Below are 18669 nucleotides of genomic sequence, written 5' to 3'. Positions count from 1 at the left end.
AACGGTGTAGCGGGTGCTATGCCGCTGCTGACCTGATCATGCTTTCATCCGGCCGCGCAAGTACTGGTGGACAGACCCAACTGCGACGGATCCCTCGCCGACCCCGCCGGCAACCCGCTTGATAGACCCAAACCGCACATCACCAGCCGCGAAAACACCGGGCAGATTTGTCTCGAAAGGTAACGGCGGGGGAGTGGCCGGCCAATATTCCGGGGGTACGTCCGAGCCGGTATAGACGAATCCGCGGTCGTCTCGACTCACGCTTACCAGCCAACTTGTGTGTGGCTCTGCTCCGATCAGGACGAATGCTGCGCTCACGGCGAGAGTTGTTCGCTCAGCTGAGTCGGTGTCTTCGATTTGCAGGGCGTTCAGGCGCGCATCGCCGTACCCCTCGATGACGCGCGCGCTGAGCACCACCCGGATGTTGGATGTGGCTTCGATTTGGTCAATGAGATAGCGGGACATCCCGGCTGTGAGCGAGTGCCCGCGGACGACCATGACGACCTCGCTCGCAAAGCTGGCGAGGTGTAGCGCGGCCTGCCCGGCGGAATTGGCGCCGCCGATGACAGCGACCGGTTCACCGGAAAAGGCCGGTGCCTCGACACCCGCGGCACCGTAGAACACTCCGACCCCGGTCAACCGATCGAGCGCCTGAACGCCCAATCGGCGGTACGTGACCCCGGTAGCGATGATGACGGCATCCGCTCGGATCGGTTCCTCGTCGGTCAATGTGAGGATCAGCCCGTCGCCATCGGCCTCCACCGCCAGCGCCTCGTGAGTGAATACGAACTCGGCGCCCAGCAGGACGGCCTGCTCCCATGCCCGGTGAGCGAGCTCACTGCCGTTGATGCCGCGCGGAAATCCAAGGTAGTTGCGGATCATTGAGCTCGTGCCAGCTTGGCCGCCGATGGCTTGGCCCTCGATGACGACGGTTTGGAGCCCCTCAGACGCCCCGAATACCGCCGCTGCCAGCCCCGCCGGTCCTGCGCCAACAATGGCAAGATCGTACTTTTCTCGCGAAGCGCGGGTGGAGATGCCGTGTGCGGCCGCGATCTGAGCGGAAGACGGGTTCTGCAGAACGGACCCGTCGTGGCGTATTAGAGCGGGAAGTTGTTGGCCATCCACCTTGTGGTCGAGCGCGAGCCGCTGACCTTCCTCGGATTCGAGGGAGAAGAAGCGGAAAGGGATCCCATTCCTGGTGAGGATGTCTCGGATCTCGTGGGAGCGAGGGGCCCAGGGGTCCCCCAGTACGCGGTACACGAGGTGTTGAGGGCGGTGAGCACGAGTCCAGGCTGTCAACGCCTCTTGCAGTTGGGGATATAACCACTCCTCCGGAGTGTCCCATCCCTTCACCAGTGCTAGGTCGATTTGACCTAGCGCGGTAGCGCGGCGAACCCGATGGAACTGGCTAAGCGGAAAATTGGTGTGACTTTCATCCATCGGGATTAGAAGAATTCGAGTCGCTTGCTTCTCAAGCGCGTGAGCACGCTCCAAGAAACTCACGCCGTCAACGTCGGGGAGGCCGATGTCCGCTGCGATTATGGCTATGTCGTATCCGCGTTCGATGAAGCGACGGATGCTGTCTAGGCCTTGAGCGCCGGAGCCCACCGCTTGGATCTCGTAGTCCGCGCCGAATCTTCGTTTCACAGCCGTCGATGCGGCGTCGCGCGATGAGTCTTCCGCGTCGACAATCAGGATTATCGGGGAGTAGCGCGGGGCTCCGGCGCGTCCGCCAGACTGGCCATTCATGTGCGTACCTCCCTGCCGAGAACCGTCGAGCCGAACTTTGAGTTGCTTCAGGCCTGCGGTGCGCGACCGGTAGTTTTCAAGGCCGACTCAGCCGCGGTTTCTCGCTTCGGTTTGAGGAGCACGTCGAGAATCTCACCTACCGCGACTTCGTCCAGTCCTTCCCGGCGGATCGGCTGGTCCGGATGCAGTTCGTAGAAGTTGCGACTGCCTACCCGGCGGCGGGTCAGGTATCCGCCTTCGACTAGTTCCGTCACGATGCGGTGTGCCGCCCGTTCCTGGACACCCACGCTTTCGGCGATCTCCCGGATCCGGATTCCCGGGTGACGCGCGACGCAGTAGAGCGCATGTAAGTGATTAGTCAGAAAACCCCACTCAGCCATGACACAAGTCTACTGTCATTTAGGACATGTTTCTATTGCCATGTCGTCTGGAACAGGATATCGTTGCCCACATCGGCGCGGAAGTTCCAAGCCGCCGGCACAAGCCCCGGACCTGGCCAGAATGAGAGACCCGCCCGGTGCCGTGATGCCGAGCCCCCATGAGCGAGGGCGGCTTCACGGCCTATGGAAGGACTTCTCATGGAGCGACAATCTGCGTACGCCCTTGCATTGGAGGGCGAGCATGCCCAGCGTCTGAGCCGCTGGCTATGGCTCGTGAAATGGCTGCTGATCATCCCGCACGTCATTGTGTTGTTCTTCTTGTGGATCGTCTTCCTGGTGCTGTCGGTGGTGGCGTTCTTCGCGATTCTGATCACAGGCCGCTATCCGCGGGGGATTTTCGACTTCAACGTCGGCGTGCTGCGCTGGACGTGGCGGGTCAGCTACTACTCCTACAGCGCGCTCGGGACCGACCGCTATCCGCCGTTCAAGCTGGCCGATGATCCGAACTACCCGGCCCGACTTTCCATCGAGTACCCGCAGAAGCTCTCACGCGGACTCGTGTTGGTGAAGTGGTGGCTGCTCGCGCTGCCGCACTACCTGATCATCGGCGTGTTCACCGGTGCCGCCTTCGCCGGCTACAGCCAGATCCGCGATGGCAATGCTTGGGCCTACGGCAGCGGCCTCATCGGCCTGCTGGTCCTCATCGCCGGTCTCGTCTTGCTGTTCTCCGGCCGCTACCCCCGCGGCGTGTTCGACCTCATCATGGGCATGAACCGCTGGGTCTACCGAGTCAGCGCCTACGCCGCACTGATGACCGACCAATACCCACCACTCCGCATGGACATGGGCGGCAAGGAACCCCCGACCACCGCAGAGGTCCCCAGCATCATCGGGCCGGATCCACTGCCAGCGATTTAAGAAGGGCCAACCATCCGGAAGCGGTGTGCACCCAAGCCTGGAGCGCACCGCCCGGCAGCACGATCCATCACAACTAGTGCCAACGCACCTTCGAAGGAGCACACCATGGCCGCCAACACCGACATCACCGCTCCGGTGAGAGTTCATATTCCGCGGCGCCGAATGCTGCCGACGAGGCGGATCTCCCTGACCGTCGGCATCCTTTACGTGCTCACGTTCGTCTCCATCCCGACGCTGGCGCTGTACGCGCCTATCAAGAACAACGTCGGCGCCTTCATCCTGGGCGCCGGAAGCACATCAGCACTCCAGTGGGGCGCGCTCTCCGAGGTCATTGTCGGCTTGGCCGGCATCAGCACCGCCATAGTGCTGTACCCGCTGACCAAACGAATCAACCAAACCGCGGCCCTGGGGTTGGTGGCGGCCCGGCTCCTGGAAACCTGCCTCATCTTCGTCAGCGTCGTCAGCCTGCTCACGATCATGACACTGCGAAACGACCTCGCCGGAACCGCCGGGACGAACCCTGCGGCGCTGGCCACGATGGGCCACAGCCTGCTCGCAAGCTACAACTGGACGTTCCTGCTCTCCGGAAGCCTGATGCCCGTCGCGTGCGACGTGCTCCTCGGCTACATGCTGTACCGGTCCGCCCTCGTTCCCCGCATCTTCCCGATCGTCGCATTCATCGGCGCACCGCTGCTCCTGGCCTCCGACATCGCGGTCTTCTTCGGCGCCTACTCGAACGTGTCCCCGATCGCCGTTCTCGCCGCACTGCCCGTCGCCGTGTTCGAACTGTCCCTGGGTATCTGGCTGATCGTCAAGGGTTTCAAGCCAACGCCGCTGACCGCCGACTACAACGAAACCAGCCAGTCCACAGCAGCCTGAGCGTCGGCTTCACAAGCAGGCCTGCCAGAACGCTGTCCCAGATACGCGTCACCGCAGTAGTGCCGCGCCCCCGGGAAGAGATCCTCCGCTGAGACGGCTTCCGCTCCTTTGGAGCGATGAGTGTTGACCGGTGTCGCACTGGTTGCGGCCTCGAACGACGGCGGACAAACTACCTGGCGGGAGACCGGGACAAACTGCGGGCGGAAACCCTCATCGAGAGGTTTGAACTGGAAAATCTGGCTGGCCGGCCGACAGCATCTGTCGACCGTCGCCCCACGTTGTCCTTCCGCCACGAAAGTCGATGGCCCGCGCAGTTGCCCACCTGCGCGCACCCGGTCAGGCAGACGCACAGCATCACGAGCGCGGCTGTCGCGGCACATCACTTCCTCCATCGACCGGGCACAGGGCGACGCTATCGCTCCCAAGCTGCTTCGTCGCTGTTCCTCGGTCGTAGTGCACGACTCTTGCGTTGAGAACTCTGCGTGTGATCGTCTTGCCCCGTGAACTTTTTCCCGCCAGATCGACCTCACAATCAGACCGAAGCTTCTCAGCAGGATCCGGCTCCATGGTGGAAACCGTCAGACGCGGAGCTGCCGGCCCTATTCCCGATCGGCGAGGTGATCGCGCAGAGTGACACCGTGGTGCTGATCGTTGCCGTAGCGCGTGTGTACAGCAACGGCGTCGAGTTCCTCATTGACCGTCGTCTGAGGCGCGGTGGCTTGAGCAGGCGGGACTGGCAGCAGATGCAATGGCAGATGCACGACCACTACGCCCAGCACGACCCCGATCGACTGCGCTACGGCGTGGTGCTCGGTGACGGTCAGCAGCTCATCCTGGACGGGCCACCGTCGATGTACGGCGAGGTCCCTGAGCGGCACAGCCTGTCGCTGTCCGGTGGCAATGGCGGTGGGTCAGAGGATTTCTACCGATTCGACGACGGCATGTGGCTGTGGCCGCTGCCACCGGAAGGTCCGCTCGAGGTTGTCGCTCAGTGGCCTGCGTTCGGTATACCCGAGTCGCGCGTCGTGCTCGACAGTGCGCCACTCATTGAGCTGGCTGCGCAGGCGCGGCCTGTTTGGAGCGAGCGGTAGCTCGGCCACGCGTGCTGGGATGCCCAGTTGTCACGGCGCTTTGTGCCGTCTAAACGCAAACGAGGATCGCGGCCCCGACCAAGATCAGCGCTGCAAGTGTCCACCCCTGCCGGACGCCCTGGACAAAGAAGGCGATCGCACCGGCGGAGAACGCAAAGCTCCACATCGTCCAGATCCAGGAGCGACCGATGTGCGCGCTCGATTGTTGCGTGGCGGAGCCTTCATGCGCCGAGTATGTGCCCGCCGGGCCTCCAGGACAAAGATCACCGAGAGCCATGTCTCAGGACATCGGTGACAGGTCGGGATCAATAGGTCGGTGACACTTTGGCCGGTCCCTCAGTCGGGAATTCCGCTAAATTGGGCGCACGTCGTCACCGGTTCGCACTGGCCGGCAACCTCACGCCGGCGTCCACCTCGAAGGAGAGCTGTGACCAATCGCGATACATCCGACAGCAACAGCGCCGACACCCGACTCGCGTGGACCATCGGCGGTGCGCTTCTTCTCGTCTCGCCGGTTCTGTCCCTCGGCACTCCGCCCATCGGCTCCTTCATACCTGGAGGGGGCTACTTCGGACCGGTCTGCTTCTCTGCCGCCACTGTGCTCTTCGCGTTCGGCATCCGAGGCTCCGGGAGCGTGACCGCGCGGCGGCCGCTCGGGACGACCGCCCTGGTGTTCCTCGGCGTGTGGACGATGCTGACGGCGACGCTCCTGGGCGGGCCAGTCATGTCCACCATTTACGCGGCCACCGGTGGCAACGAGTGGACGTTGGCGATCGGCAACGCCACCGTCCTGATCCAGTCCCTCGGCGCCCTGATCGCGGCGATCGAGATCGGGCGCGCCGGCGTGGTCCCGCGCCCCTGGAACTGGGCGCCGACGTGGGCACTGGCCGCGATCGCCGTCCCCTGGGCGATCCTTCGGATCGTGGGCCTGGTCGGCGAGCCGGCCGTCATGATGCTGGTGTTCGCGTTCTCCACGATCGACGGAATCATCAATATCACCGCGGCTGTGTTCCTCGGAGTCGTCGCAATCGTTCTCGCGCAGCTCACAACTCCGACGGGCACAACCCTTTCTGACGACCTAGGCGGCGAGGAGACGGGCAGGGCCGGCACCGACCCCGGTCGCCGGAACCGCTCTGTCCTCCTGCTGCTGGTAGTCGGTGCGTTGGTGACCATCGGGGGTGTGGTCGGCGGACTCCTGGCGCGGGCATCCATCGATCGGGCGCTCTCCGCGGCATCCGGCGTCCCTACGCTGCCGGTCTTCACCTACACCCAGTACACCCAGGCGCATCCTTTCCTGCCCGACCTCACGGGGCTGTGGATCGGCAGCTTCGTCGCGGTTCTCGGCGTGGCCATCCTGCTCGCAGGGGTCGTCGTCGCAACCATGAAGCCGCGCGCAATGTCCTAGCTCAGCCGAGGACGCCTATCCGGTGGCAGGGAAGCGTCGCCAGCCCTCGGTACTCCTCTCGAAGGATGGCACGACGTTCACGGTGGTCACCGTGGTCGCCAGCGCGCACGGCATCTAACAAGTGCTTTGGATGATTGCCCCGGCAAGCTGCCGTGATCTCCCATGCAGCCTGATGACACCGTCGCCCGCCTCGACGCCGTCGCCGCGCCATCCGCCACCCGAAGGGTGCCGCTGGGCGCTGCCCCGATGCCGAAGGGTGGGATGCCTCGACCCTGTCACAGATCCGACGGGTACCCGGTCTGAGCTTCATGACGCCAGCGGAATCACCGCGGCACTGACGGAAGGTACCAGTCATGAAGATCGTCGTCATCGGAGGAACAGGCCTCATCGGCTCCAAAGTCGTCGAACACCTCACCGCGCACGGCCACGAGGCCGTCGCCGCCTCGCCGAACTCGGGCGTGAACACCATCACCGGCGAGGGACTCGCCGAGGCGCTCGGGGGCGCCGACGTCGTGGTGGACGTCTCGAACTCGCCGTCGTTCGCCGACGACGACGTGCTCGAGTTCTTCACAACCTCCACCACGAATCTGCTCGCCGCCGAGCGCCAGGCCGGGGTCGGCCACCATGTCGCGCTCTCCATCGTGGGTGCGGAGCGCCTGCCGAACAGCGGATACCTGCGCGCGAAGGTCGCCCAGGAGAAGCTGATCGAGGACTCGGGCCTGCCGTACTCGACCGTGCGGGCGACGCAGTTCTACGAGTTCGTCGGACGCATCGCCGACGAGGCGACCGTCGACGGCACGGCCATACTCAGCACCGGGCTGATGCAGCCGATCGCGGCGGCGGATGTCTCGACTGCTGTCGCCCGGGTCGCTGCCGGCGACCCGATCAACGGAACGCTCGAGATCGGCGGACCGGAGCGCATCGCCCAGGACGAGTTCGTCCGCACCGGCCTGGCGGCCAAGGGCGACCCCCGCACCGTCATCGGCGACCCTGACGCGCTCTACTTCGGTACGAAGATCACGGGCACCGAGCTCGTGCCCGGCCCGGACGCACAGCTGTCGACGACCACGTTCGCCGAGTGGCTCGCGGCTCAGCCGGCGTCTGCGAAGTAGCCCGTCATGGAATCCGCATACAACTCCGACCCGAGCGCACAGTCGTCGCCGACTCACCGGTGACGAACGAATCACAACCGAAGGAAAGCACATGACTCACAATCGATTCATCCAACAGAGAGAAGTGGACAGCATGACTGGCCTGAAGCCCACCATCGTGCTCGTGCACGGCGCCTTCGCCGAGTCGGCCAGCTGGAACGGCGTCATCGAGCACCTCCAGGCGCAGGGCCATGACACGGTTGCCGTCGCCAACCCGCTGCGCAGCCTCACCATCGACGCCGCCTACCTGCGCGACGTCATCGCGGGTCTCGCCGGGCCGGTCGTGCTCGTCGGGCACTCATACGGCGGCATGGTGATCACCGAGGCCGCATCGAACAACGACGCCGTGCTCGCGCTCGTCTACGTGGGTGCGTTCGCGCCCGGCACCGGCGACAGCGCCCTGTCGCTCTCTGGGAAGTTTCCAGGCAGCACCCTGGGCGAGGCGCTTGCCGGCTACCCGGTCTCGACCGGCGGCAATGAGCTTGTCATCCGCACCGACGCGTTCCACCACCAGTTCGCAGCCGATGTAGCCGACGGCACGGCGGCGCTCATGGCCGCGACCCAGCGACCGGTCACCGAGGCGGCGCTCTCCGAGGGCCTTCCCACGGATGCCCCGGCCTGGAAGCAGCACCCGTCGTGGTTCGTGTACGGCGACGACGACCTCAACATCCCGGCCGAGCTGCAGCGGTTCCAGGTCGAGCTGACGGGAGCACGCGGAGTCCGCGAGCTGGCGGGCGCCTCGCACGCGCTGAGTGTGTCCCAGCCGGGCGAAGTCGCGGCATCCGTGCTCGACGCGGTTGCCGGCGTCGCAGCGGTGGCGGCGTAGACGCGGCGAGTGTTGTCCGTGTCATGACCAGGAAACCGGCCACCGACACGGACAACACTCGCCAGCGGTTCGCGCCGCTGCACGACGGAGATCGGCCATAACCGGACGCGAGAGGTCGTCGAGGCCGGCCTGCTGGATCCGGCGTCGCGTTGGACGCTTGGCGACTACCGCGAGGCGGCGTGACGCCCAGCGGCGCCCTATGCCTTTTTCTCCCGCGCGTGAGTGGCCCAGTCGATGAACCAGAGCACCACTGGAAGCACGATGACAGCGAGCAGTCCGATGATGAGCGCCAGAATGAAGAAGTCGACCGACTCGATATACCCAGTCGTCGGGGCCGCCTTGTCGTTGAGGTGTGCGCGGAACTCGTCGATCTGAGCCTGGTAGAGGATCTTGCCGAAGTCCACTGCTCCGCGTTCCCCAGGCGCGACCGCAGGGGGAGTCGGCCAGTCGATGCTCGGAGTGGCACTAGCCTGCTTCGTCTGCTCAAAGGTCGCCGTGGTGATGAATGGAAGCGCCATCCCCACCAGACCAACCGCCAGCGCCACGACAGCCGCGCGGATTGCCCACGAGCGCCTTCGTACGGTGCGGTCGACTGCTTCACCGATCGCCACGATCCGATCGTGGACGTTCTGCCCGAGCGACTTTCCTCCCGGCGGCGTCATCATCACCTTGTAGCCCGGCGTGATGAACGCCAGGTAGTACGTCGACAAGACCACGGCCACTCCGAGGAACAAGGGTGTGATCAAGCCCCTGATCGGAAAGGCGGTTCCCGTAGCGGAGAAGACCAGCCCGAGAACACCTGTGTACAGAGCAGCGATCGCCGTCGAGGCGCCTTGAACCGTCGTCGCTCCGGTCTTGGCGCGGTCGACGCTTCCAACCGCGAGGTCGTAGAACCGCCCTTCATACGCCGCGAGACTGGTGTTATCCGCCTTGAAGTTCTCCATCACCTGCGGCGGCAGCGCCGGCTTCTGGTTGGGGGCGCCCTGCTCCGGCCCCGGTGGAACCCCGCCCTGGCCTTGTTGCGCGTCGTCGGTCATCAGAAGGCAGGTGGCGCTGGTGGTGCAGGTGGGGCGAAGCCCGGGATGTCCGTCTCAGGGGCAGCTCCAGGATCGAGCTGCCACCAACCGTCCGCGTCCCGCTGAACGAGAAGCCCTTGGACAGCGAAACCGTCCAGTCGATGTCCCTTCTCGGACGAAGTAGCACTCTCGGGCGCGATGACGTGTACTCGCCACTCGACGGTCTGCACAAAGTCATGCTCGTCGAATTCCTGCTGTTCCTTGTCGCAGTAGACCATGATGGTCCTCCCCAGCCGGCGTCCTCGTCTGGCTGATTCGATCGCAGAGTAGCGCAGCCCCTGGCATCGAGTCCAGGGAGTGAGACGCGAACGATCTGCAGGAGCTGTCGCGAGCCCGATGCTGGAGCGCGAAGCGTTCAGCGTCGACCGCGACCTGGTTCAACCGCCGACCGAGCGCCTCCGTTAGGGTCGCCTCTATGGCTATGCACGTCGACGAGCTCCATCTCGAGGATGCGCTCGTGCAGCGGCTGATCGTCGAGCAGTTCCCGGAGTGGCGACACGAGCCGATCCGCCGCGTTGTGAGCAATGGAACCGTCAACGCGATTTATCGGATCGGGTCTGATCTCACCGCGCGCTTCCCGCTACGAGACGTTGACCCGGCGGACGTTGCGGCCGAACTTGCCCGGGAGGCTGAAGCGATGCGGGAGCTGGGCGCGTGCTGTCCGTTCCCGACGCCTGTCCACGTCGCGACGGGTGCGCCCGGCCACGGCTATCCGCTGCCGTGGTCGGTGCAGACGTGGCTCGACGGGGATGTTGCGACACCCGACGGTTTGGCCGGGTCCAAGCGATTCGCCCGGGATCTCGCTTCCCTTCTGAAAGCGTTTCGTGTGGCGGATACCAGAGGGCGCGGGTTCCCAGGTGCAGGCCGCGGCGGTCGGTTGCAGGATTCGGACGAATGGATGGAAGTCTGTTTCCGCGAGAGCGAAGGTCTGCTCCCGGTCGATCGGCTCCGTGCCCTCTGGAGCGGGTTCCGTTCCCTTCCGCCGGCGGCCGACCTCGTCATGAGCCATCGCGACCTCATCCCGGCCAACGTCCTCGTCGATCGCGAGCGACTCGTCGGGGTCCTCGACGGCGGCGATTTCGCGCCCGCCGACCCAGCGCTCGATCTCGTCGTCGCCTGGCACATGCTCGACGGCGATGCCCGTGCAACCTTTCGCTCCGAGCTGGGATGCGACGACGTCGAGTGGCGGCGCGGGGCGGCCTGGGCATTCCAGCAGGCCATGGGCCTCCCGTGGTATTACCGGGAATCGAACCCCGGAATGAGCGCCCTGGGGCGAGGCACCCTTGCCCGGATACTCAGCGACCCGGTAGTCGCCTGAGAGCGTTTGCTGGGCCAGGCCTGGATGAGGATGTCTTCGTCAGCTTCGGAGACTGTGAGATCGTACGCGAGGTTGTCGCCGCGGTTTCGAATCCGAATTTGGTAGGTGCCGGGCCCCCGCAGTGGCCATGTTGATGTCAGGGACGCCGTCGGTGGAGAGTGCTTGGAAATCTATCCTGCCGGTCGGTGGGCTGATCGGCCGGTCGAGCTCTTTGAACGCTCACGACGAGAGCGTCTGCTTGAAGTCGCAGTACGCACACACCAGATGCCCGTTCGTGTACTCCCACAGGTGCGGGTGAGGCGAGGCGAAGAAGCCACAGAGGTCTTCGGTGACGGCGAGGTCGGGGTCGGCGGTGATTGTGTCGGTGGTCGGCATTTCGGTTCAGCTTTCGGCGGCTCGGGTGCGGCGCGATTGGCGTCTTCTCATCTGACTGTGTTGGATCGCAATCAGTATCCAGCGTCGGAAGAAGCGGCGAAATACCTAGAACTGGTGCCGCCCATATGGGGTCAGCTGCATGCGTCGGCCGCAGCAGGTTGACGTGCGTCGGCGTCGTCAGGTACTTGGCCCCGATTACCTCAGAGACGGAGGGCGCGCGTGTCAGCGTGAGCGACACCGACGCCGCGGGTGAGATACCCTCGGCACACATGGGATGGTCGCGCAAGAAAGCCAGCATCGTTCTCTCGGCCGTCAGCATCGTCGGCTTGGTCGCCGCTTTGACCGCGTGCACCGCGGCACCGCCATCGCGCCCCTCGCCGCAAACGACGTCGCCGGCGGCCGAAGCGCCACCGTCGCCGGCTTCGTCCTCCCCGACTTCGCCCTCCCTCACAGCTGTCGACACGATAATCGTGCATCCCACCGGCATCGACCTGACCGCGTCCGGGGTCGTCCAGATGTCACTCGCCTACACCGCTACCGCCGAGCTGTTCACGTCCCAACTCGCTGCCGCAATCGGCACCCCTGCAGAAGTGACCCAACATCCATCGCAGGATTACCGTATGGCGGATTCGACGTCGTACGAGTGGCCCGGATTGAGAATCGTAGACGAGCACCGAAAACAGGGGGGTCCCGGGCCATCGCCGTCAGGGACACCGACTCTGTTTCTCGTGGCGACCGGGCCGGTCATCGGTCACGGCATAACGATCCAAACGGTGCAAGGGATCAAGCCAGGCGACACTGTTGCCTCGGTCGCGGCCAAGTTGGGGGTCGATCCGGAGGCGTCGGTGTACTTCGAAGTCCCGGCCGAGACAGGTCCATCTCTTGGGCCGTCCGCCGTGGAAGGCGAGATCAACGCTGCTGCAGTGGCCGTTGGACAGGCGATCGGGAACCCCTCGGTGGTGAACGTCCTCGCGCCTTACAACTTCGGCGACGGGCACGACATCTGAGCCGACTTCCACGGGTCGTGGTCGTTCGCTCAGGATTGAAGCGGTGATTCAGCACCGATCGCTCATCGCAGTTGATCGTCCTTCCGCCACGAAGACTGTCCGTTTCAGCGAGTGGACAATCTCAGTGCAGGAGCTATCAAGCGGAGACGTCCCCCTGACCTGTCGGTTACGGCGCAACGGCCACTTCGTTTCAGCCCGCAGTCGTGGCCCCGCTAGAAGAATTCGACAGGGATATCAAGATTCTCATTCCGATCCTTGCCGCACTTGGTGCAGCGCTCATAGCGGTCGCCGTCGGGGGTGCTCTCCACATGCCAATGGTGTCGCAGGTTGAGCAGGCACAGCAACGGCTTGCGACGCACGTTCCCCTTTTCGTTGGGGGATGCAATGGCTGATGACACCCTTCGTTGAATTGCGTCCGGGCATCGTTGCCCCCTTCAAACTATTCTGCACAACTTCTCATTTTCGTTGATGAGGGGTCGTTTCGCTACCGCGCTCTGTGCCGCCGCTCCGGACTCAATCGCTCACCGCGACGCAGGCAGCTGGTTCGCCCATCCGATATAGCAGCCGGAAGCCGCGTTTGCGGCTCAGCGCAAGCACTTCCGGTGCTGAGCATCGCGGCGTGATCACCCTGAACACGCGGACTCTGTGAACCTTCTCGCGTGACGTGCTCCTGCCTGGGCGGATCGATTGCAAACCCATAACGATCTCTCAGGAGACGTGCCGAATTCTTTGCCAAATATGGGAGAGCAGGGCGTGTGCTGGAAGGGAGAGCAAGGAGCCGGAATGAGACAGCGCGCGGATTCGGAGGGGTCGCAGGTGGAGGGTGTCTCCGTCGTGGTTCCCACGTTCGACGAGGCGGCCAACGTCGGCGAGCTGGTGCGTTGGCTCGCCGCGGTGCTCGACCCCGACCGGAGCGAGATCCTGATCGTCGACGACTCAAGCGATGGCACCGCGCACGTCGCCTCCGAGAGCGCCGATCATGTGCCGCACCGGGTCCGGGTCGTGCACCGTGACGAACCCGTCGGCGGCCTCTCGGGCGCCGTGCTCGCCGGGATGGCGCTGGCGGTCCACCGCTGGGTAGTCGTTATGGACGGCGATCTGCAGCATCCGCCGGAGGACCTCCCGCGGCTGATCGCGGCGGGGGAGGCCCGCGGAGCGGACATCGTGGCGGCCTCGCGGTATCTCGCCGGCGGCAGTGCTGGGGGCCTGGAAGGGACGATGCGTCATCTCGTCTCCACCGGGAGCACGGTCGTCGCGCGCGTTCTCTTTCCCCGACGGCTGCGCGGATGCACCGACCCGATGACCGGGTTCTTCGCGGTCCGTCGCGACGCGCTCGATCTGCGGGCCATGCGTCCGCAGGGATTCAAGATCCTGCTGGAGGTGCTCGTCCGGCACCGGTTGACGATGAGCGAGATCCCGTTCTCGTTCGGCGTCCGCTCGGCCGGCCAGTCGAAGGCGACGCTCGCTAACGGGGCCGCCTACCTGCGGCAGCTCGTCGCGCTCCGACTGCAGCCATCCTCGACCGCCCGAAGCGCGGCCGCCGTCGAAGTCGTGTGACCCCGGTGACGGGCATGACCGTCGCGCCGATCGCTCCTCGATCCCGAAGCCGCAGAGTCCGCGACGCGGTCAGCCGTCGGCCGATCCTCCCGCTGGTCGCTCTCGGGCTGGGCTGCGCGGTGATCGCCTGGCTGCGGATTCCGGCGATCGCCCGCGATACTTTCTGGGCGGAAGACGGCCGAACCTTCATCTCGTCGGCCGCGCTGGGCGGGCCGAGCGCCCTCTTCAAGCCCTACGCCGGCTACCTGCACACCGTGCCCCGGCTGGTCGCCGCGGTCGTCGTGCTTCTTCCCGTACATTGGTGGGCGCTCGCCACCGCGGCCTCCGCCTGCGCGATCGCGGGCATCCTTGCGGTCGTCGTGTTCGTCTGTACCCGCGACCTGGTGCCGTGGCTTCCCGCCCGGCTCTTCATCGCCGGGCTGACGGTTCTCGCCCCGTTGGCGCCGCGGGAGGTGCTGGGAAACCTCGCCAACCTGCATTCCGTGTTCCTCTGGACGCTGTTCTGGATCGTCCTTTCGCGACCGCGCCGGATGCGGACCGCGGTCATCCTCTCGGTCGTGGCGTTCCTCGGTGCGATGACCGAGATCCAGGCCGTCTTCCTGGCCCCGCTGCTGCTGCTCCGCTCACGCGACCGTCTGGTGTGGATCGTGCGCGCGGGACTGATTGCCGGGATGGTCGTGCAGCTCGTCGTGACCCTGGGCTGGCCGCGGGCGGGGAACACGAACCCGGCTGTCGACCCGCTGTCGATCGGGTACGGGTATCTGATCAACGCGGTCATGCCGCTCGTGATCCCGCAATCGCAGCTCGGCCCCGTCCTCGCCTCGACCGGTCCGGCCGTCGGGATCGCCGTCGTCGCAGCCATCGCTGCGGCCATGGTCTACGTCGTACTCCGTGGCACGCGCGCTCAACGTCTTCTCGTCGTCGCGGCCCTAAGCGGATCCGTACTGATCTACGTCGCGAGCGTTGCGACCAACCCGAACACTTTCTACGACTACGCACGGCTCACCTCCGCGCAGCTGTCGACCGTCTGGCTCACCCGCTACGGCGTCGTCCCCTCGATGCTGCTCGCGCTCGTGCTGCCCGTCGCCGCGGCGATCGCGTTCGGTCGCCGGCATCGACGGCGTGCGGTGAGCTGGTCGGTCATCGCGGTCGCGGCTGTGTCGGCTGCGCTCATCGTCGCCCAGCTCGGGCCGCAATGGACCCGGCGTTCGGACGGTCCCGCCTGGCAGCCGCAGCTCGCGGCGGCCACCGCCCAATGTCGACGCGACGACGAGGTGCGCTTCGTCAACCTCAAGGAGACGATCGGCTGGACAGTGACCGTCCCCTGCGTCGACCTCACCGGCAGAGTCGTCGCCGGCAGTTAGGCTCTGAGCGCTTCCGACCCGGTCAACCACGAGGACGCGCGCGTGCGGAGAGCGCCGAGGGCGACAGCCCACGGGATCAGCAAGCAGAGCGTGAACAGCATCCAATTCGGCACGGACGGACCGAACCTGGTCATCGCCCAGAGGATCAGGGGATGCGTGAGCACCACCATGAACCCACCGTACGCGAGCACGGTCGCCACACGAGAGACCGCCGCGGGAAGACGCTCGCAGAGCCGCTCGGCAGTGAGCACGAGCCCGAACGAGATCGCGACGGCGACCAGATCGCTGACCAGCGGCGTCCCGAAATCACCCTGCTTGATGTCCAAGGGAAGCGCGATCCCGGTAGTGACGAGCACGCCGGATGCACCCAGAAGGCCTGCCCCGAGCAAGCCCGGCCGAGCGATGTGCGGGCGAAGCGTCCGGGCGAGGATGCCGAGCGCCAGGAAGGCGACGCAGGGGACGGTCGACCCGACCGACAGCGGGGTGCGGGCCAGCTGGGGGCCGACGGTGACGCTCAGATCCAGCCCAACACCTGCGACGGCCCAGGTCACGACCCGCGGGAGACGCCAGAGCAGACGCAGGAAGACGGTCGAGAAGAATAGGGCCATCACGAACCAGAACGTCGTGAACGGCATCGCGGAGTTCTCCCCGTCGATGAGCGGTCCAGCCAGCCGCTGCAAGGCGTTGTCCTCCAGCTGCGAGTCCACGACGACGAACACGACGCCGATCAGCACCAACCAGGTGAGCATCGGACGCAGTAGCGTCCGCGTCCGCGTGGTCAGTTCCTGCTTGAGCGAGCGGTTCGGCGACCAGAAGTATCCCGCGAGGACGAAGAACAGCGGGACATGCCAGCTGTAGAGCAGGGTCCGGACGATCGGGAAGGGCATGGTGTGTCCGGCGACGACGGCTACGATGCCGAGGACACGCACCACATCGATGGCGGCCGATCGCGGCTTCCCGGCTGCCGCGCGCGACGCTCCGGACGGATCAGGCAGGGTCGCGGTAGGGTCGGTGCCCCTCAGAGTTGCCACCATCTCGATACCGTCCTCTCTCCTCCATGCCGACAAGACCTCCCTACCCGCAGTCAATGCCCTGAATCCCAAGATTCTGCCAAGTCAGCCTGCTCGCGGCGCGCTTCGGATCAGATAGGGCTAACCTCCGAGCGCGGCGACGATCGACTGCGCCTGACTCCAGTACTGCGCGTAGTAGTTCGGGTCCGCGTTCACTTGGACCGCGTGCGCGAGCGCTGTGGGCGACATGCTCTGCCAGCCGTCGATGCTGGTGAGCTTGTGGAAGAAGTTGGATGCCGCCGTATACGGGTCCATACGGTCGGCGAGCGTGCCCCACGCGCCGTTGTCGCGCTGCTGGAAGAGCCCGCGGCTGTCTGGCCCGGCGGCGTCCCCGTAGGTCAGGTTGCGGAGGCCGGACTCACCGATAGCCGTCATCACCCCGACAGCCTGCGTGTGGCTGCCGATGCCGTCATCGCGTGCGGCGTTCATGATGTGCGCGGCCATGATCAGCTCCGACTGGCAGAAGCCCGCCACTGGGCCGGCGGGGACGACGATCGTGCCCACGGTCGTCGGAGCGACCTGGGGACACGCGGCGGCAGGTGGTGCAGTCTGCCGCGCGGTCGAAGCCGGCGACAAGATTGGGGCAACCCAGGCGGCGGCGAACCAGCCTGCGGTCGCGAGCGCGCCGACGGCCACCAGCCCGATGAGCAGCTTTCTCAGAGGGATCTCCTGTCGTACGGACGAGAGCCCGACGCTACTGGAGAAAGCTGCGCCCAGCCTATGGAAGTCCTGATCAAGTTTCGGTTCCACACAGTTCGCGTCGCTCCGACGGCAGAGAGCTGGAAAGTCCCTGCCGTTTCTTAGAGGCACCTTGCGCTGGGTCAGCGACACTGCTGGACGCACCATTTGCTGCTCTGTTCATCAGGAGAGAACCGTGACATTCCACACAACCATCCCGCTACTCGACGCTTCAGCCTGGCTGCATGCGTTCGGACCGTGGGTGCTCGTCGGAATCGCCGTAGTGGTGTTCATCGAGTCCGGAGTCCTCTTCCCATTCCTCCCCGGGGACTCGCTACTCATCACCGCCGCCATCCTCGCGCCGCACCTGGGTATCCAGGCTTGGCAGGTCGCTCTTGTCGCGGCGGTTGCTGCCTTCGCGGGAGACCAGGTCGGGTACTGGTTGGGGAAGCGATACGGCCGGCACCTCTTCAAACCCGACGCCCGTGTCCTCAAGACCGAGCGGCTGGAGCAGGCCGACGCGTTCTTCGCCCGGTATGGGGGCGTCTCGCTGGTGCTCGGCCGCTTCGTGCCGTTCGTGCGCACCTACGTCCCCCTGGCCGCCGGGATTGCGGCGATGAGGTACCCCCGTTTCCTGCTGTGGAACGCGCTCGGCGGCGTCAGCTGGACCGTCGCCATGGTCGTCCTCGGAGTGCTGCTCGGGGGCATCCCGCTCGTGGCGAACAACATCGACGTGCTGATGATCGTCGTCGTCGCTGTGTCCGTCCTGCCCATCGTGATCAGCGCGCTGCGCCGCCGGCGTTCCCGTTCGCGGGAGGAAGACGCCCCCGTCGAGTGAATCGACCCAGGGAGGGGAGGTCGAACGTCTGTCTGGACTCTCAAAGCCGCTGCGACGGTGTCGACTAAATGATTACAATGTGTAATGATTACACTCTGCAGCTAATTAGGAGAACGCATGGTCGATCCTATGCTCGAGAAGCTCATTCGCTTTCAGCAGCCCGAACGTTCGCTCGGCTACGCCCGGGCCCTGAGTGACGAAACCCTGGCTGGGCTGTTCAATACCGACAGCGAGACGTACCGCGAAGCAATAGCCCAGCTCGACGCGCAGAGGGCTGAGACAGTTCGCCGACTGGCCTCACGCGCGGAGCTGCGTGCGGTCCTCCAGCATTCGCCGTTCGAGCCCGGCCAGACGATCGTCGCGACCGGCGAGAGCACAACGGCCGATCGATCCTCCTGGTTCGAACTCATCGCTGCACTCTTCGCCGCTGAACGACCTGACCTCGAACTCACCTTCGAGAACCTGGCCGTCGCCGGCTCGACCACGACCCAGGCGCTCGCCAGCGTGCCTTCGCTGCGGCGCGCATCCGGAGACTGGGTGTTCTGCATGCTCGGCGGAAACGACTCCCAGCGGTTCGGCGGCGCGGACGGCACACGTCTGGTGAGTACAGCCGAGACGGTTCGCAACCTTCGGGCGCTCCGCGACCTGGTGCAAGCCGAGGGAGCGAACTGGGTGTGGCTGACGCCGACTCCGGTAGATGAGGTGCTGATTGCGCAGTTCCGCTTCTTCCGCTTCGCCGGGATCACCTGGACCAACGCAGACGCTCGCGGGATCGCCGCCGAACTCCCCAAGCTGGGCGGTCCAATCATCGACACGTTCGCGGCAGAGCCTGTGGCCGAACCGTTCCTCGACGACGGCCTGCACCCGAGTCTGAGCGCCCAAGAGGCCTTAGCCGCACAGGTGCTGACGTCGCTCAGCTCGATTTCGGGTTTACGAAGGATCACTACCTCGCGACAGTGAATCACTCCCGCCAGTGCCTGACGATCG

At 65.4% G+C, this 18669-nt stretch carries 18 protein-coding genes; 12 read left to right on the top strand and 6 right to left on the bottom strand.

All coding sequences use genetic code 11. The annotated features are described in order from the left end of the window. Nucleotides 1-36: 36 nt before the first annotated feature. Together ACFVV5_RS05220 and ACFVV5_RS05215 are read right to left on the bottom strand one after the other, a co-directional pair. Nucleotides 37-1749, bottom strand: coding sequence for an FAD-dependent oxidoreductase (locus ACFVV5_RS05220; RefSeq protein ID WP_387239984.1), 1713 nt, complete (start codon nucleotides 1747-1749; stop codon nucleotides 37-39). Between the two features lie 47 nt (nucleotides 1750-1796). Beyond that, the gene (locus tag ACFVV5_RS05215) at nucleotides 1797-2129 is read right to left on the bottom strand and encodes a helix-turn-helix transcriptional regulator (RefSeq protein WP_387239981.1); all 333 of its coding nucleotides are present in this window, start codon (nucleotides 2127-2129) and stop codon (nucleotides 1797-1799) included. Nucleotides 2130-2327: 198 nt separating this feature from the next. On the opposite strand from ACFVV5_RS05215, the gene ACFVV5_RS05210 reads away from it, so the two are divergent. The 6 genes from ACFVV5_RS05210 (at nucleotide 2328) to ACFVV5_RS05185 (ending at nucleotide 8399) form a co-directional block, all read left to right on the top strand. Further along, nucleotides 2328-3047, top strand: coding sequence for a DUF4389 domain-containing protein (locus ACFVV5_RS05210; protein WP_387239978.1), 720 nt, complete (start codon nucleotides 2328-2330; stop codon nucleotides 3045-3047). Between the two features lie 105 nt (nucleotides 3048-3152). After that, nucleotides 3153-3926, top strand: coding sequence for a DUF4386 domain-containing protein (locus ACFVV5_RS05205; protein ID WP_387239975.1), 774 nt, complete (start codon nucleotides 3153-3155; stop codon nucleotides 3924-3926). 500 nt (nucleotides 3927-4426) lie between these two features. Then, the gene (locus tag ACFVV5_RS05200) at nucleotides 4427-5017 is read left to right on the top strand and encodes a hypothetical protein (protein ID WP_387239972.1); all 591 of its coding nucleotides are present in this window, start codon (nucleotides 4427-4429) and stop codon (nucleotides 5015-5017) included. A 427-nt stretch (nucleotides 5018-5444) separates the two neighbouring features. Further along, complete coding sequence (locus ACFVV5_RS05195; RefSeq protein ID WP_387239969.1) at nucleotides 5445-6422, top strand: hypothetical protein; 978 nt, start codon at nucleotides 5445-5447, stop codon at nucleotides 6420-6422. 353 nt (nucleotides 6423-6775) lie between these two features. After that, nucleotides 6776-7534, top strand: a complete 759-nt coding sequence (locus ACFVV5_RS05190) for an SDR family oxidoreductase (protein WP_387239966.1) — start codon at nucleotides 6776-6778, stop codon at nucleotides 7532-7534. Between the two features lie 133 nt (nucleotides 7535-7667). After that, the gene (locus ACFVV5_RS05185; RefSeq protein WP_387239964.1) at nucleotides 7668-8399 is read left to right on the top strand and encodes an alpha/beta fold hydrolase; all 732 of its coding nucleotides are present in this window, start codon (nucleotides 7668-7670) and stop codon (nucleotides 8397-8399) included. A 197-nt stretch (nucleotides 8400-8596) separates the two neighbouring features. Here ACFVV5_RS05185 and ACFVV5_RS05180 read toward each other — a convergent pair whose 3' ends face one another. Further along, the gene (locus ACFVV5_RS05180) at nucleotides 8597-9436 is read right to left on the bottom strand and encodes a hypothetical protein (protein WP_387239961.1); all 840 of its coding nucleotides are present in this window, start codon (nucleotides 9434-9436) and stop codon (nucleotides 8597-8599) included. 454 nt (nucleotides 9437-9890) lie between these two features. On the opposite strand from ACFVV5_RS05180, the gene ACFVV5_RS05175 reads away from it, so the two are divergent. Next, complete coding sequence (locus tag ACFVV5_RS05175; RefSeq protein ID WP_387239958.1) at nucleotides 9891-10793, top strand: aminoglycoside phosphotransferase family protein; 903 nt, start codon at nucleotides 9891-9893, stop codon at nucleotides 10791-10793. A 219-nt stretch (nucleotides 10794-11012) separates the two neighbouring features. Here the strand turns inward: ACFVV5_RS05175 and ACFVV5_RS05170 are convergent, their stop codons facing one another. Then, complete coding sequence (locus ACFVV5_RS05170; protein WP_387239955.1) at nucleotides 11013-11168, bottom strand: hypothetical protein; 156 nt, start codon at nucleotides 11166-11168, stop codon at nucleotides 11013-11015. 227 nt (nucleotides 11169-11395) lie between these two features. On the opposite strand from ACFVV5_RS05170, the gene ACFVV5_RS05165 reads away from it, so the two are divergent. The 3 genes from ACFVV5_RS05165 (at nucleotide 11396) to ACFVV5_RS05155 (ending at nucleotide 15096) form a co-directional block, all read left to right on the top strand. Then, nucleotides 11396-12175 carry a hypothetical protein gene (locus ACFVV5_RS05165; RefSeq protein ID WP_387239952.1) on the top strand — a complete coding sequence of 260 codons (780 nt, stop codon included), beginning with the start codon at nucleotides 11396-11398 and terminating at the stop codon, nucleotides 12173-12175. Between the two features lie 783 nt (nucleotides 12176-12958). Beyond that, nucleotides 12959-13732, top strand: coding sequence for a polyprenol monophosphomannose synthase (locus tag ACFVV5_RS05160; RefSeq protein ID WP_387239949.1), 774 nt, complete (start codon nucleotides 12959-12961; stop codon nucleotides 13730-13732). Nucleotides 13733-13746: 14 nt separating this feature from the next. Continuing rightward, on the top strand, nucleotides 13747-15096 hold the full coding sequence (locus tag ACFVV5_RS05155; protein ID WP_387239946.1) for a hypothetical protein: 1350 nt from the start codon (nucleotides 13747-13749) through the stop codon (nucleotides 15094-15096). Here the strand turns inward: ACFVV5_RS05155 and ACFVV5_RS05150 are convergent. Then, nucleotides 15093-16130, bottom strand: coding sequence for an acyltransferase family protein (locus tag ACFVV5_RS05150; RefSeq protein ID WP_387239943.1), 1038 nt, complete (start codon nucleotides 16128-16130; stop codon nucleotides 15093-15095). The two genes, ACFVV5_RS05155 and ACFVV5_RS05150, sit on opposite strands and share 4 nt — an antisense overlap. A 117-nt stretch (nucleotides 16131-16247) precedes the next feature. After that, a complete protein-coding gene (locus ACFVV5_RS05145; RefSeq protein ID WP_387239940.1) occupies nucleotides 16248-16916 on the bottom strand; it encodes a hypothetical protein in 669 nt (222 codons plus the stop codon). 124 nt (nucleotides 16917-17040) lie between these two features. On the opposite strand from ACFVV5_RS05145, the gene ACFVV5_RS05140 reads away from it, so the two are divergent. Together ACFVV5_RS05140 and ACFVV5_RS05135 are read left to right on the top strand one after the other, a co-directional pair. After that, the gene (locus tag ACFVV5_RS05140) at nucleotides 17041-17682 is read left to right on the top strand and encodes a DedA family protein (protein WP_387239937.1); all 642 of its coding nucleotides are present in this window, start codon (nucleotides 17041-17043) and stop codon (nucleotides 17680-17682) included. Nucleotides 17683-17811: 129 nt separating this feature from the next. Continuing rightward, on the top strand, nucleotides 17812-18642 hold the full coding sequence (locus ACFVV5_RS05135) for an SGNH/GDSL hydrolase family protein (protein WP_387239934.1): 831 nt from the start codon (nucleotides 17812-17814) through the stop codon (nucleotides 18640-18642). Nucleotides 18643-18669: the final 27 nt, after the last annotated feature.

The sequence above is a fragment of the Leifsonia sp. NPDC058248 genome, from assembly GCF_042881905.1.
Taxonomy (GTDB): Bacteria; Actinomycetota; Actinomycetes; order Actinomycetales; family Microbacteriaceae; genus Leifsonia.
The sequence above is the reverse complement of the archived record's forward strand: the minus strand, read 5'-3'. Positions and strand labels throughout refer to the sequence as shown.

Excerpts from the sequence above, each read along its gene's own strand:
- ACFVV5_RS05220 (WP_387239984.1), bottom strand. The coding sequence starts at position 1,749 with ATGAATGGCCAGTCTGGCGGACGCGCCGGAGCCCCGCGCTACTCCCCG.
- ACFVV5_RS05215 (WP_387239981.1), bottom strand. The coding sequence starts at position 2,129 with ATGGCTGAGTGGGGTTTTCTGACTAATCACTTACATGCGCTCTACTGC.
- ACFVV5_RS05210 (WP_387239978.1), top strand. The coding sequence starts at position 2,328 with ATGGAGCGACAATCTGCGTACGCCCTTGCATTGGAGGGCGAGCATGCC.
- ACFVV5_RS05205 (WP_387239975.1), top strand. The coding sequence starts at position 3,153 with ATGGCCGCCAACACCGACATCACCGCTCCGGTGAGAGTTCATATTCCG.
- ACFVV5_RS05190 (WP_387239966.1), top strand. The coding sequence starts at position 6,776 with ATGAAGATCGTCGTCATCGGAGGAACAGGCCTCATCGGCTCCAAAGTC.
- ACFVV5_RS05185 (WP_387239964.1), top strand. The coding sequence starts at position 7,668 with ATGACTGGCCTGAAGCCCACCATCGTGCTCGTGCACGGCGCCTTCGCC.
- ACFVV5_RS05180 (WP_387239961.1), bottom strand. The coding sequence starts at position 9,436 with ATGACCGACGACGCGCAACAAGGCCAGGGCGGGGTTCCACCGGGGCCG.
- ACFVV5_RS05175 (WP_387239958.1), top strand. The coding sequence starts at position 9,891 with ATGGCTATGCACGTCGACGAGCTCCATCTCGAGGATGCGCTCGTGCAG.
- ACFVV5_RS05170 (WP_387239955.1), bottom strand. The coding sequence starts at position 11,168 with ATGCCGACCACCGACACAATCACCGCCGACCCCGACCTCGCCGTCACC.
- ACFVV5_RS05160 (WP_387239949.1), top strand. The coding sequence starts at position 12,959 with ATGAGACAGCGCGCGGATTCGGAGGGGTCGCAGGTGGAGGGTGTCTCC.
- ACFVV5_RS05155 (WP_387239946.1), top strand. The coding sequence starts at position 13,747 with ATGACCGTCGCGCCGATCGCTCCTCGATCCCGAAGCCGCAGAGTCCGC.
- ACFVV5_RS05150 (WP_387239943.1), bottom strand. The coding sequence starts at position 16,130 with ATGGTGGCAACTCTGAGGGGCACCGACCCTACCGCGACCCTGCCTGAT.
- ACFVV5_RS05135 (WP_387239934.1), top strand. The coding sequence starts at position 17,812 with ATGCTCGAGAAGCTCATTCGCTTTCAGCAGCCCGAACGTTCGCTCGGC.